Source organism: Pseudomonas sp. MN1F (genome assembly GCF_009391885.1).
GTDB lineage: Bacteria > Pseudomonadota > Gammaproteobacteria > Pseudomonadales > Pseudomonadaceae > Aquipseudomonas.
The window spans coordinates 226,155-238,927 of record NZ_VZII01000014.1 but is presented as its reverse complement, the minus strand read 5'-3'; the positions used below and the strand labels follow the sequence as shown (position 1 = coordinate 238,927).

At 63.0% G+C, this 12,773-nt stretch carries 15 protein-coding genes; 12 read left to right on the top strand and 3 right to left on the bottom strand.

Annotation, left to right across the window (positions count from 1 at the left end):
* Positions 1 to 190: 190 nt before the first annotated feature.
* The 3 genes from F6X59_RS10045 (at position 191) to pbpG (ending at position 2,787) form a co-directional block, all read left to right on the top strand.
* Positions 191 to 451: a hypothetical protein gene (locus F6X59_RS10045; RefSeq protein ID WP_152956112.1), complete on the top strand. Its 261-nt coding sequence runs from the start codon at positions 191 to 193 to the stop codon at positions 449 to 451.
* Positions 448 to 1,422 (top strand): fimbrial protein, encoded by a 975-nt coding sequence (locus F6X59_RS10040; protein WP_152956111.1) that lies wholly within the window; start codon positions 448 to 450, stop codon positions 1,420 to 1,422. Before F6X59_RS10045 ends, F6X59_RS10040 begins: the two co-directional genes overlap by 4 nt.
* 438 nt (positions 1,423 to 1,860) lie before the next feature.
* The gene (gene pbpG, locus F6X59_RS10035) at positions 1,861 to 2,787 is read left to right on the top strand and encodes a D-alanyl-D-alanine endopeptidase (RefSeq protein WP_346654254.1); all 927 of its coding nucleotides are present in this window, start codon (positions 1,861 to 1,863) and stop codon (positions 2,785 to 2,787) included.
* A gap of 66 nt (positions 2,788 to 2,853) precedes the next feature.
* Here pbpG and F6X59_RS10030 read toward each other — a convergent pair whose 3' ends face one another.
* A complete protein-coding gene (locus F6X59_RS10030; protein ID WP_152956110.1) occupies positions 2,854 to 3,294 on the bottom strand; it encodes a hypothetical protein in 441 nt (146 codons plus the stop codon).
* 200 nt (positions 3,295 to 3,494) lie between these two features.
* Here F6X59_RS10030 and F6X59_RS10025 point away from each other — a divergent pair, with 200 nt between their 5' ends.
* The 9 genes from F6X59_RS10025 to F6X59_RS09985 all read left to right on the top strand — a co-directional run bounded on the left by F6X59_RS10025 (position 3,495) and on the right by F6X59_RS09985 (position 11,055).
* A complete protein-coding gene (locus tag F6X59_RS10025; protein WP_152956109.1) occupies positions 3,495 to 4,832 on the top strand; it encodes a lysine N(6)-hydroxylase/L-ornithine N(5)-oxygenase family protein in 1,338 nt (445 codons plus the stop codon).
* Positions 4,833 to 5,001: 169 nt separating this feature from the next.
* Positions 5,002 to 6,195: a PepSY domain-containing protein gene (locus F6X59_RS10020; protein WP_152956108.1), complete on the top strand. Its 1,194-nt coding sequence runs from the start codon at positions 5,002 to 5,004 to the stop codon at positions 6,193 to 6,195.
* Positions 6,192 to 6,731 carry a thiamine pyrophosphate-binding protein gene (locus F6X59_RS10015; RefSeq protein WP_152956107.1) on the top strand — a complete coding sequence of 180 codons (540 nt, stop codon included), beginning with the start codon at positions 6,192 to 6,194 and terminating at the stop codon, positions 6,729 to 6,731. The genes F6X59_RS10020 and F6X59_RS10015 overlap by 4 nt, the downstream gene beginning before the upstream one ends.
* Positions 6,728 to 7,048, top strand: a complete 321-nt coding sequence (locus tag F6X59_RS10010) for a hypothetical protein (protein ID WP_152956106.1) — start codon at positions 6,728 to 6,730, stop codon at positions 7,046 to 7,048. The genes F6X59_RS10015 and F6X59_RS10010 overlap by 4 nt, the downstream gene beginning before the upstream one ends.
* Positions 7,045 to 7,629, top strand: coding sequence for a DUF6162 family protein (locus tag F6X59_RS10005; RefSeq protein WP_372240347.1), 585 nt, complete (start codon positions 7,045 to 7,047; stop codon positions 7,627 to 7,629). The genes F6X59_RS10010 and F6X59_RS10005 overlap by 4 nt, the downstream gene beginning before the upstream one ends.
* A 15-nt stretch (positions 7,630 to 7,644) precedes the next feature.
* The gene (locus F6X59_RS10000) at positions 7,645 to 8,547 is read left to right on the top strand and encodes a metal ABC transporter substrate-binding protein (protein WP_152956105.1); all 903 of its coding nucleotides are present in this window, start codon (positions 7,645 to 7,647) and stop codon (positions 8,545 to 8,547) included.
* On the top strand, positions 8,544 to 9,290 hold the full coding sequence (locus F6X59_RS09995) for a metal ABC transporter ATP-binding protein (RefSeq protein WP_152956104.1): 747 nt from the start codon (positions 8,544 to 8,546) through the stop codon (positions 9,288 to 9,290). The genes F6X59_RS10000 and F6X59_RS09995 overlap by 4 nt, the downstream gene beginning before the upstream one ends.
* Positions 9,290 to 10,189 carry a metal ABC transporter permease gene (locus tag F6X59_RS09990; protein WP_152956103.1) on the top strand — a complete coding sequence of 300 codons (900 nt, stop codon included), beginning with the start codon at positions 9,290 to 9,292 and terminating at the stop codon, positions 10,187 to 10,189. The genes F6X59_RS09995 and F6X59_RS09990 overlap by 1 nt, the downstream gene beginning before the upstream one ends.
* Positions 10,186 to 11,055: a metal ABC transporter solute-binding protein, Zn/Mn family gene (locus tag F6X59_RS09985; RefSeq protein ID WP_152956102.1), complete on the top strand. Its 870-nt coding sequence runs from the start codon at positions 10,186 to 10,188 to the stop codon at positions 11,053 to 11,055. Before F6X59_RS09990 ends, F6X59_RS09985 begins: the two co-directional genes overlap by 4 nt.
* 59 nt (positions 11,056 to 11,114) lie before the next feature.
* On the opposite strand, the gene F6X59_RS09980 is transcribed toward F6X59_RS09985, so the two are convergent.
* Complete coding sequence (locus F6X59_RS09980; protein ID WP_152956101.1) at positions 11,115 to 12,167, bottom strand: DUF1615 domain-containing protein; 1,053 nt, start codon at positions 12,165 to 12,167, stop codon at positions 11,115 to 11,117.
* A 26-nt stretch (positions 12,168 to 12,193) separates the two neighbouring features.
* Positions 12,194 to 12,745, bottom strand: a complete 552-nt coding sequence (locus F6X59_RS09975) for a hydrolase (protein WP_152956100.1) — start codon at positions 12,743 to 12,745, stop codon at positions 12,194 to 12,196.
* Between the last annotated feature and the right edge of the window lie 28 nt (positions 12,746 to 12,773).

Genomic DNA, 12,773 nt, shown 5'->3' with positions numbered 1-12,773 from the left:
GGTCTTTTTTTGCCTGGTCATACCGACAGACGGAGAGAGAAAAACCATTGCAGCATGAGGCTTTTCATTTCGCGGCCGCAGCACAATGAAAGCCCTATCAGAATCGTCTGATTAAACTTCTGGCCATTCTGAGGATAACGTGGCGCATTCATTTCACAGGCATGCGCCATGCAAAATACAACGCAAACTTATGACCAAGCAAGCAAGCAAGCAAGCAAGCAAGCAAGCAAGCAAGCAAGCAAGCAAGCAAGCAAGCAAGCATTATAATGGCCTGACTATACTTATATCAAGTATATTCTTCACTATGTCTGCATGTAGTTCACCGCCACATGCAAACGTAAACGAAACTTCCAGTGAGGCAGAGAACGCCCGTTTAAATCACGCTTACCAGCGTTTAATTATCGAGCACCCCGAATTCAACTGGCCATTTATCGAGGGGCTTGCCAAATGAATAAACCTATCACATCACTGGCTGCTTTTATCTTTATCGCCGCACCTTCGCTCTCGTTTGCAGCGTGTGAGTTTTTTGACGGCCACTCGCAAAAACAGATAACCATAAGTATACCTTCAACGCTTTCCATTCCCCGCGACGCTGCAGTCAATAGCGTCATTTATGAGTCCGCGGCAACAACCTTTAATGGCGCCGCATCGTACAAGTGCTCAGCCCCATTCACGGTCGGGGTTAAAAACAATTTGGGAACCGACTCAACATCATCTTATTTCCCAATAGGCAATACGGGGCTTTCGTGGCAGTGGGTTTATCAGGGGACTGCATACAATGGTGTTGGCGGCGGGAGAACTCAACAACCAGGCGGATATGGATTCAACACCACAACCAACGCCCTGCGCATAGTTAAAACCGGCGATATTTCACCAGGCACAACCCTACCAGCCGGCACCCTGGGTTACATGCAAATAGATTCGACCAGCCTAAGACCTTTAGCAATGATCACTGACAAGAGTTTAGCCATTATCCTTCAGTCGTGCGAAACTCCAGACATTGCCGTCGACATGGGCGAACACAACCTTAGCGTATTTTCAAGAAACGGAAATGCCACGCCACCCAAAGCGTTCAATATAAAACTGAATAACTGCCCGAGTGGCATCCAGAAAGTCAGCTATAGCTTATCTGCCACGTCAGGCTCCCCTGCAGTGGACAGCGCACTCGGCATTATAGAATTAAACAAAAGCTCAACCGCTAAAGGTATAGCGCTGCAATTGCTCGACAGCAATCAGACTCCCCTACAACTCGACAAGACCTATATCTTCAATGAGTACTCGACAGCTGGCGGAACCTTCTCCATACCCTTGAATGCCAAGTATATACGGACGCTACCGAATGGTGCCTCCGGCCAATACGATGAGGGAATGGCCGCAGGCTCCGCCAACAGCGAAGTGATCTTCGTCATGAACTATTTGTAACTACTGTGTGGGCGTCACGGTTGAAGCTGGAGGCCTGTCTAGCCGTTTTGCCTCATTACAGCTGTGGTTCAGCCAGAAGCGCGGACTCGTGCAGCGGGGGCAGATCTATCCCCCGCACCATTTGCTTGCCATGCTGACGCAGCAAATTCGGCTCCGCGCCATGCCTGGGGGAAGCACACCGACATTGCATGACAGCTTGGCCACGCCGCCCAGGCGCTGCTCACCGCCTAGTCAAAAGTGGCTGAATTCGGCCAATGAGTGGCCCACATGGGCGTAGCTGGAAAAGCAGGTTTGGGTACTGGATTAAATTTCCTTCACCTTGCGCCCTTTGGATATAAGGCATTCGACAGCACTTCGGCCATACTCCACAATGCATCGGTTTTTTGGGGGAAAACCCTTGCACAGCCAACGACATACCAACTTTTAGTGAGCCTCAACGTGAAAACATCCCTGTCCATCCTCAGCCTGCTGCTGTTGCTCACAGGTACTGCGACCCTTCCGTCGACCGCTGCTGCACAACCCCCGGCCCAGGTCCAACGCGACCCGTCCAAGCTCCACCTGGCATCTGGCAGCGCCCTGCTGATCGACCTGAACACCAACCAGGAACTGTATTCGAGCCACGCCGACCGCGTGGTGCCCATTGCCTCGGTAACCAAACTGATGACGGCGATGGTGGTGCTGGATGCCAAGCTGCCCATGGATGAAATGCTCACCATGACCATCGCCAACAACCCGAACATGAAAGGCGTGTATTCGCGCGTGCGCCTGGGTAGCGAGCTGAACCGCCGGGAAACCCTGCTGATCACCCTGATGTCGTCGGAAAACCGTGCCGCCACCACGCTGGCCAACCACTACCCGGGCGGCTACCCGGCCTTCATCAAGGCGATGAACGCCAAGGCCCGCAGCCTGGGCATGACGCACACCCGCTATGTCGAGCCGACCGGCCTGTCGATACAGAACGTTTCCACTGCCCATGACCTCGCCAAGCTGCTGATGGCATCGCGCAAGTACCCGATGCTGAGCGAGCTGTCGACCACCCGCGAGAAGACCGTGGCCTTCCGCAAGCCAAACTACAGCCTGGGCTTCCGTAATACCGACCACCTGGTGAACAAGAGCAACTGGGACATCAAGCTGACCAAGACCGGTTTCACCAATGATGCCGGCCACTGCCTGGTGCTGTTGACCAAGATGGACAACCGCCCGGTGGCCATGGTGATCCTCGACGCCTTCGGCAAGTACACCCACTTCGCTGACGCCACCCGCATGCGTCAATGGCTGGAGACCGGCGCGACCAAACCGGCACCGGCAGTGGCCATGCAGTACAAGACGGACAAGCACGGCAAGACGCGCCTGGTGTCGGAGTAACCCGAGGCCAGCAGATTACCTGAGGGAGCGGGCTTTCCCGCCCCCCATAGGTCGGTGCAGTCGGGCTCAGGCCTGGGTGTCGACCACACTGCCGGCGCTGCTGCCACCGGCTTCCTGCAGTGCTTCGAGCAGTTGCGCGGTCGCCGTCATGATCTGCCCGCTGAGGGTAGCGATACTGGCCTGCTTGGCAGTGATTGCCGCCAGCTTGGTGGTATCAGCGGAATTCTGCGCCATCAAGCTGGCCAGTTGCTTCTGTTCTTCCGCCATCTGCTTCTGCAGATTCTTGATCATTTCGCGCAGCTGCTTGATGTGCGCCGGCTCACTACTTTCGCTGCTGCCCTGCGCCCCACCCGCTGCCTGGGCCTGCTTGTCGTCGCCGCGCACTTTCGACGTGTCGACCTGCAGCGGCGAACTGCCTGCCACGGTCTTTTCGCTGTCACTGGCCTGAAGGGTGCTGGCCGCCTGGGCCGACGTGTTGCTGATGCTGACTGCTGCGATGCCTACCATGTCTTTCTCCCTGCTTTTGCAAAGGTCCTTGAGTTGACCTGCGTATCGGCCGACAGGCGCAGACCTTTAGGTCCGGTCGGCCGCAGGCACAGCCCCGGGCAGTAAATTCCCCTTCCGCTGGCTCGTTCCACCCCATGTACAAGCGCAAGCGCCGGAGCCCCGGCATGCGCCCACATTCGCCCCATTATGGAATCGCAGCCATGAGCCAGTCTGCACACCCGGAAACTATCAAGGACCTGATCGGCGTGGGCTTCGGCCCGTCCAACCTGGCCCTGGCCATCGCCCTGGAAGAACTCGCCCAGAGCCAGGGCCACGCCCTCGATGCGCTGTTCATCGACAAGCAGAAGGAATACCGCTGGCACGGCGAAACCCTGGCCACCCAGAGCGAGCTGCAGATTTCGTTCCTCAAGGACCTGGTCTCGCTGCGCAACCCGACCAGCCCGTACAGCTTCGTCAACTACCTGCACCAGAAGCAGCGCCTGGCCGACTTCATCAACCTCGGCACCTTCTACCCCTGCCGGCTGGAATACAACGATTACCTGCGCTGGGCCGCCGAGCATTTCGCCGCCCAGGCGGTGTATGGCGAAGAAGTGCTGCGCATCGAGCCTGAAGTGAAAGCTGGCCGCGTCGAGCACCTGCGCCTGGTCTCACGCGATGGGCAAGGCCGGGAATTCAGCCGGCGCACACGCTCGGTGGTGGTCGGTAGCGGCGGCACGCCGAAAATTCCTGAGAAATTCGGCGCCTTCAAGGACGATCCACGAGTGTTCCACCACTCCCAGTACCTGAGCAGCCTGAACAAACTACCGTGCACGGCCGGCAAACCGATGCGCATTGCGGTGATCGGCTCGGGCCAGAGCGCCGCCGAGGCCTTCATCGACCTCAACGACAGCTACCCGTCGGTCAAGGTCGACATGGTGCTGCGCGGCTCCGCCCTCAAGCCGGCCGATGACAGCCCGTTCGTCAACGAGATCTTCTCCCCCGACTACACCGACCTGGTCTACAACGAGCCGGCCGACCAACGTGCCAAATTGCTCGGTGAATACCACAACACCAACTATTCGGTGGTCGACCTCAACCTGATCGAGCGCATCTACGGCATCCTCTACCGGCAGAAAGTCGCCCACCAGTTCCGCCACAACGTGCTGTGTCGGCGCCAGGTGGAAGCCGTGGTGGCCACCGGCGACGGCATCGAACTGACCCTGCGCGATCTGGCCACCGGCCAGCAGCAGACCCACCGCTACGATGCGGTGATTCTCGCCACCGGCTACGAACGCCGCTCGCACCGCGACCTGCTCGCACCGCTGGCCAACTATGTGGAAGATTTCAGCGTCGACCGCAACTACCGGGTATTGGCCAGCCCGGACCTGCAGGCCTCGATCTACCTGCAAGGCTTCTGCGAAAACAGCCACGGCCTCAGCGACACCTTGCTCTCGGTATTGCCGTCCCGTGCCGCCGAGATCGGCGAGGCGCTGTACCACGATCTGGCGCGTCAACAGGGCAAAGCACAACAGCCCGCTGTAGCCCTGACCAGCGCCTGATTCGCATGCACGACAAGCGACAGGGCCTAACAGCGTCCTGTCGCATCGTGCCCCCTTGAAACATTTGCTTGCACTTAATCCTGCAGGATTTTCATTCTCATTCGTCTTTTGAAGTACAGCCCTCATTGGTTGGGCCTGTGCTTGCCCCTTTTCTTCAGAAGACTGACCGATGGCCAAATCACCCAAAAAATCCACGTCCAAGTTGTGGTTCCTGGTCCACAGCTGGCTCGCCCTGCCGATCTGGTTCTTCGTGCTGATCGTCTGCTTCACCGGCATGCTGGCCGTGGTCAGCCAGGAGATCGTCTGGCTGGCCAACCCCGACGTGCGCGCCAGCAAGCCCGACGACAACGCCGAACGCCTGAGCTTCCAGCAAGTGCTCGATGCACTGCACCAGGCCGAACCAGACATGGCAGTCAACTCGCTCAGCCAGCCGGACGGCTCGCACTTCGCGCTCACGGCGCAGGTCACCTACGCCGATGGCTCCAGCCCGATGCTCTACGTCAACCCGTATACCGGGGCCATCCAGGGCAAGATGCCGGACTTCAACTTCGAAGCCTTCACCCGAGCCCTGCATGGCTGGTGGCTGGTGCCGTTCACCCATGGTTTCAGCTGGGGCTGGTACATGGTCTCGCTGCTCGGCCTGCCAATGCTGGCGTCGCTGGTGACCGGCCTGGTGGTGTACAAGAAGTTCTGGAAAGGCTTCTTCAAGCCGGTACGCACCGGCCATGGCGCACGCATCTTCTGGGGCGACCTGCACCGCCTGGCCGGGGTCTGGTCGATCTGGTTCATCGCGGTCATTGCCATTACCAGCATCTGGTTCCTGATCCGGGCGATCCTCTCCGACAACCAGATCACCATCTCCAGCGAGCCGGTCGTGCCGGTAATCGCCCGTGAGCAAGTGCCGCAGACTGTCGATGGCAGCCCGGCACCGCGCATCGACCTGGACGAGGCCGCACGCATTGCCGGCCTGGCCATCCCGAACCTGGACATCACCTCCATCTCGCTGCCGGCCACCGCCTACAGCCACATCGAAATGGGCGGGCGTGGCTGGTACCCGCTGATGTTCCAGAGCGCCTCGGTCAACCCGTATACCCGCCAGGTCGACAGCCAGTTCCTGCTCAGCGACCGCTCGGCGCTGGAGTTCGTCACCGAGTCCATGCGCCCGCTGCACACCGGCGACTTCGGTGGCCTGCCGATCAAGCTGATCTGGTTCTTCTTCGGCCTGATCCTGACCCTGATGGTGTTCAGCGGCCTGCTGATCTGGACCAAGCGCACCGCCCAGGCCACCGCCGCGGCGCTCAAGCGCAGCGAGCGCACACCGCGTAGTGCAAGCCGCGAAACCACCCTGGAGGCCCGCCCATGAGCCAGGCCCACGCACTGCCCGCTCGCCCACTCAAGCAATGGTGGCTGAAATGGCGCTTCCATCTGAACATCCTGCTGATCCTCATCCCCCTGGGCTTCATGCCCAAGTACTTCGCCGACGTCAGGCTGTTTCGCGGTGACGCTGGGCTTGGGGCGAACCCGATCAGCAATATCCAGGTCGGCCCTTACAGCCTCGACCTCGCCGAACTGCGCAATGAAGCACCGCGTGCCGATGGCCCCGCTGGCCATTTCAAGCTGTTCAACGCGGCGCTGTGCAAGGCCTGCGTGAAGGACGTCAAGGCGGTCTACCTGCGCATCGGCAAGCCGCGCAGCCTGCGCGCCGCCGGCACCATTTTCTTCGGCGCACCGTACCGCATGGTCACCAACCTGCCGATACCACCGCGCACCCGCACCGACGCGCAGGTCTGGATCACCCTCGAAGGCTGGGACGGCAGCCTGCACCAAGCCTCCGTCCCGCTGGCCAAGGCTTCGCCAGCCACCGTGGCCTGGCTCGAAAAACAAGGAGGCAAACCATGAAACACCTGATGCGCAGGCTCGCCCTGCCTTTGCTGGTAATGGCTGCAGGCCCGGCCCTGGCCCACAACCCGATGTGCGAGTGCGAGGAAGTGGCAGGTGGCCAGGTGAAATGCACTGGCGGCTTTTCCGATGGCAGCGGCGCGCCTGGGGTGACCCTCGACGTGATCGGCTACGACGAGCAGGTGCTGGTCGGCGGCAAGCTCGGTGACGACTCGAGCCTGACCTTCAAACGCCCCGACGGCGAGTTCTACGTGCTGTTCGACGCAGGCCCTGGCCATGTCGTGGAAGTCGACCACGCCGACATTGCACAACCATGAGCAGCCCAGCCCTGCGCCATACCCAAGTGGTGCGCCCGGCCGGCGCCGGGCACGAAACCCTCTACGTGCTGCTGGTCAGCCTGTTGATCGTCGCCCTCGCCGCCAGCGTGGTCCTGCTGCGCGGCGAGCGTGAGGACGAACAAGCCATCGCCAGCCACCAGATCGACGCCCGCCGCGACCTGACCGCTGCCGAACAAGGTATCTACACCGACCTGCGCGTGGCCTTCGACGAAATCCAGCTGCTGCGCGAGGAGCGCGCCGCCACGCCCAGCGTCGAAACGCTGGCCGAGGAAGGCCTGCCACCGTTCGTGGCCGATGCCGGCAGCCACAGCCGTGGCAGCCACCAGTGGCAGTGGCTGGCTGCCGGCGCCTACCTGGGCCGCAGCCAGGCGCCGCAGGTGGCGGGCAGCTTCCTGATGATCCTGCCCAACGCCGGCAGCACCGAGGTCGACATGTGGCTGCGCCGCGACAGCGCCGCCGTGCTCCCCGACGACCTCGGCCAGGCCGCACTGATTGCCGCCGGCTGGCAGCAGGTGGTCAGCCACTACGACGCCGGGGTCACCCGCGAACACCGTCATTGAACCCAAGGATTCCCCATGTTCCGCAAAGCCCTCGCCCTGCTCCTGGCCTGCGCCCTGCCGGCGCTGGCCCTCGCCGATACCGGCAAGCCACTGCGCATCGGTATTACCCTGCACCCCTACTACAGCTACGTGAGCAACATCGTCGGCGACAAGGCCGAAGTGGTGCCGCTGATTCCGGCAGGCTTCAACCCGCATGCCTACGAACCCCGCGCCGAAGACATCAAGCGCATCGGCACGCTGGACGTGGTGGTGCTCAATGGCGTCGGCCATGACGACTTCGCCGACCGCATGATCGCCGCCAGCGAAAAGCCCGGCATCCAGACCATCGAGGCCAACCAGAACGTACCGCTGCTGGCGGCCACCGGGATCGCCGCACGCGGCGCCGGCAAAGTGGTCAACCCGCACACCTTCCTGTCGATCAGCACCACCATCGCCCAGGTCAACAACATCGCCCGGGAGCTCGGCAAGCTCGACCCGGACAACGCCAGACTCTACACGCAGAACGCCCGCGCCTACGCCAAGCGCCTGCGCGCCTTGCGTGCCGAAGCCCTGGCCAAGGTGACCGAAGCGCCCAGCGCCACCTTCCGCGTGGCCACCATCCATGCGGCCTACGACTACCTGGTGCGCGACTTCGGCCTGGAAGTGACTGCCGTGGTCGAGCCCGCCCATGGCATCGAACCGAGCCCGGCACAGCTGAAAAAGACCATCGACCAACTCAAGGCGCTGGATGTGAAGGTGATCTTCTCGGAGATGGATTTCCCTTCGGCCTATGTTGAAACCATCCAGCGCGAATCCGGCGTACGCCTGTATCCGCTGACGCACATTTCCTACGGGGAATACACCCAGGACAAGTACGAGGTGGAGATGAAGCGCAACCTCGACACCGTGGTCCGCGCCATCCAGGAGAACCGCGCATGACTGCTGCCGCCAAGCTCACCGCAGCCGGCGGGCCACGCATCGAGTTTACCGGCATCGACCTGACCCTGGGCCGCACGCGCGTTCTCGAACAGGTGCAGTTCAGCGTGGCCGCCGGCAGCGTGCATGCCATCGTCGGGCCCAATGGCGGCGGCAAGAGCTCGCTGATCAAGACCCTGCTTGGGCAGATGCCGCACCAGGGCCAGCTGACCCTGCACTGGCCAGCCGCGCAGCAGGTGATCGGTTATGTACCGCAGGCGCTGGAGTTCGACCGCGGGCTGCCGATGACCGTGGACGACTTCATGGCTGCCATGTGCCAACGGCGCCCGGCGTTCCTCGGCCTGTCGCGGCAGGTGCAGCCAGCGATCGATGCGGCGTTGGCGCGGGTCGGCATGCTCGACAAACGCAAGCGGCGCATGGGCGCGTTGTCTGGTGGTGAACGCCAGCGCGTGCTGCTGGCCCAGGGGTTGATTCCGGAACCGCAATTGCTGGTGCTCGACGAGCCAATGTCTGCGCTCGACGAAGCCGGCATCCAGGTGTTCGAACAGCTGCTGCAAGGCTGGCGCCAGGCCGGCACCACCGTGCTGTGGATCGAGCATGACCTGGCGGCCGTGCTGCGCCTGGCCGACCGGGTCACCGGCCTGAGCCGCCAGGTGCTGTTCGACGCCCCACCCGCCCAGGCCCTGACCCCGGAGCGCCTGCTCGGCCTGTTTTCCGTCCACCCACGCAGCGAGCGCCTTGCCTGATGAGCTTTGAAGCATTCCGCCAACTGGTCCAGGACTGGGCCGGCGCAGGCTACCTGCCGGAGGCGCTGGCCTACGGCTTCGTGATCAATGCCTTGCTGGCCGGCCTGATGATCGGCCCGGTGCTGGGCGGCCTCGGCACACTGGTGGTGGTCAAGCGCTTTGCCTTCTTCTCCGAAGCCGTCGGCCATGCCGCACTCACCGGGGTCGCCATCGGCATCCTGCTCGGCGAGCCGTACACCGGCCCCTATGGCAGCCTGTTCGGCTACTGCCTGCTGTTCGGCATCCTGCTCAACTTCCTGCGCAACCGCACCGGGCTGTCGCCGGACACGCTGATCGGCGTGTTCCTTTCGGTGTCGCTGGCCCTCGGCGCCAGCCTGTTGCTGATGCTGGCCGGCAAGATCAACGTGCATATCCTCGAGAACGTGCTGTTCGGCTCGGTCCTGACCGTCAGCGCCCAGGACCTGGTGGTGCTGGGCATCGTCGCGGTGCTGGTCCTGGCCCTGGCCCTGCCGCTGTACAACCGCATCATGCTGGCCAGTTTCAACCCGCAACTGGCGGCGGTGCGCGGGGTGGCGGTGAAGACCCTGGACTATCTGTTCGTGGTGCTGGTGACCCTGGTCACGGTGGCCTCGGTGAAGGTGATCGGGGCGATTCTGGTCGGTGCCCTGCTGGTGATCCCGGCAGCGGCGGCGCGCCTGGTGAGCCAGTCGCTGAAGGGGTTTTTCTTCGTGTCGGTGCTGATTGCCACCCTGAGCACGCTGCTCGGCATCCTGCTGCCGATCGTCCTCGATCTGCCGGTGCCCTCAGGCGCGGCGATCATCCTGGTCGCCGGCACCTGCTTCGCCCTCGCCGCGCTGGCCCGCGCCCTCGTCCCCCGCCTGCAAGGAAACCCGGCATGAACCTGAAACAGCTGACCCTGGCCATCGCCCTCGCCGGCCTGCCTGCGCTGGCCTCGGCCACGCAAGTGCTGACCACCCTGCCCGTGACCCACAGCCTGGCCAGCGCCTTGCTCGACGGCACCGCCGTGCAACTCAAGCGCGCCGCGCCGGCCAACCTGCCGGCCAGCCGCCAGCCGTCGTATTTCAGCAGCCGTGGCGGCGCGGCACTGGCCAAGGCGGCGCAGCAGGCCGACGCGGTGATCGGCGTGCGCTCGATCTGGCGTGACGACCCGCTGTACCCGATGGCCCGGCGCAGCAATATCCGCATCGTCGAGATCGACGCGGCGCGGCCGGTGGATGGCGCGCTGCCGGGCATCGCCGTGAGTGGTGATGACGCCTACGCCGCCTACCCCTGGCTGAACCCGACCAACCTCGGGCGCATGGCCGATGTGCTGGCCAATGACCTGGAGCGCCTGGCGCCCGCCGAAAAGGTCAGGATCCAGGGCAACCTGGCGGGGCTCAAGCGCCAGCTGCTGGAGCTGACCGCCAGCAGCCAGACGCAGCTGGCCAAGGTCGACAACCTGAGTGTGGTCAGCCTGTCAGAACGCCTGGGATACCTGGCCAGTGGAATGAACCTGGATGTGGTGGAGCAGCCGCTGCCGGCGGATGGCAAGTGGGATGCGGCGGCGCTGCAGGCGCTGGGCGACAACCTCAAGGGGCAGGATGTGGCGCTGGTGCTGGACCATCGGCAGCCGGATGCGGCGGTGGCCAAGGTGATAGAGGCGGCTGGGGCGAAGTTGCTGGTGGTGGAAAGTGATCCGGAAGATGCGGTGGCCGGGCTCAAGGCCTCTGTCGAACAGGTGGTCGGGGCATTGAGCGAAAGCTGATGTCGCCTGTGCCGGCCTCTTCGCGGGTAAACCCGCGAAGAGGCCGGCACAGGAAAAAACTATCGGTTCATGCACCGCTCATAACGCTCATCCACCCGCCCGGCAAACCAGGCGGTGGTCAGCTTGCGGGTGATCTTCGGGCTCTTCAGCTCGATCCCCGGCAACACCGCCCGCGGCACTGGCTTGCCCGCCGCCGCATCGGCCAGGGCAAACACCCCGCCGTACAGCTTGCTGTCCTCGAACGCCAGGCTGTCGCCCAACTCCAGCTGGCTGCGGATCTGTGGGTTGCGCAGCCCCAACTTCACCCCCAGCTTGCGCGCCGCCTGCTCAGTGCTGCCGGGCATGATCGAACCGGGGGCGATCAAGTCGCCATCCAGCGCCAGCTCCACCCCGGTGACCTTGCTCAACGCTGCCTGGAACGCGGCATTGCGGCTGGCGTACCAACCCGCGTTGAAATCGGCGAAGCGGTACAGCTGGCGCTCGTAATGCGCCGGGTAGCCGAGCAAATGAGCAATACCGAAGTACATGCCCCCACGGCGGCTGAAGACTTCCTGACGGATAGTACCGTCGTAGGTGTAGGGATAATCCTTGGCGTGTTTCTCCGCGAATTCGATGCTGACCTGCATCGGCCCACCGGTGTGCACCGGGTTCAAGCCGCCGAGCAAGGTCTTGCCCAACGGCAGGCGGGCGATGAACTCGTCGTACAGCGCGCTCAGCTGCTTCTCGCTGCGTACTGCCAGCAGGCGCTGCTGATAGCTCTGGCCATTGCCTGAGGGCGTCTTCAGCGCACCGTCGACCAGCAGCGTGGGAATGTGCAGGCGCGCCGCGCGGCGGTCGATCTCTTCACGGGCGATGCGCCCGAGGTTGGGTACCTGCGGATCAGCGTTGAAGGTCGATTCCTGCTCGGTCACCGCCAGCACCGCGCACAGGTTGCTTTTGCTCGGTGTGATGCGCTGGGCCTCGAACGCCACCTGGATATCCTTGGCCCAGCCTTCGCGGTCCTTGGCCTGGGCCGGCAGCAGGCGCATCAGCTGGGCACGCACCTTGGCCGGGTCGGCCTCAGGCTCTTCCTCGCGGCGCCCGGCGCAGCCCTGCAGCAGCGCCAGGGCCATCAGCCCTGCCGCCAACAGCCGCCCGTTCAGGGCTGTTCACCGACCATGTAGGTCTTGCTGATATGACGGAATTGCGGGTGGCTGGCGCTGCCCATGAGCTCGAACAGCACCATTTCCCGGGTCACCACCTGCGCGCCGGCCTGGCGCATGCGCGCAAGGCCCGCGGCCTTGTTGGCCGGGGTACGGCTGTCGCAGGCATCCTCGACCACGAACACCTGCTTGCCCAGGGCCAACAGGCCGAGCACGGTTTGCAGTACGCAGACGTGGGTTTCCATGCCGCAGACGATCACCTGTTCACGGGCCATCAGGCCGGCCGGCAGGCACTCGGCGGCCACGCAGGAGAAATGGGTCTTTTCCACCACCTCGGCCGCCGGCGCCACCGCGATGAGTTCCGCCAAAGTGTGGCCCAGGCCTTTGGGATACTGCTCGGAGATCACGATCGGCAGTTCCAGGTCATTGCAGGCCGAGAGCAACCAGCGCGCTCGGGCGCGGGTGCCCTGTGGGTCGCTCATGGCGCCAATGAGCTTTTCCTGGATGTCGACGACCAGCAGCGTGGCCTTGTGATGTTCGATCAGCATTGTCTGCCCCTTGCCTGGGAAAAGACCT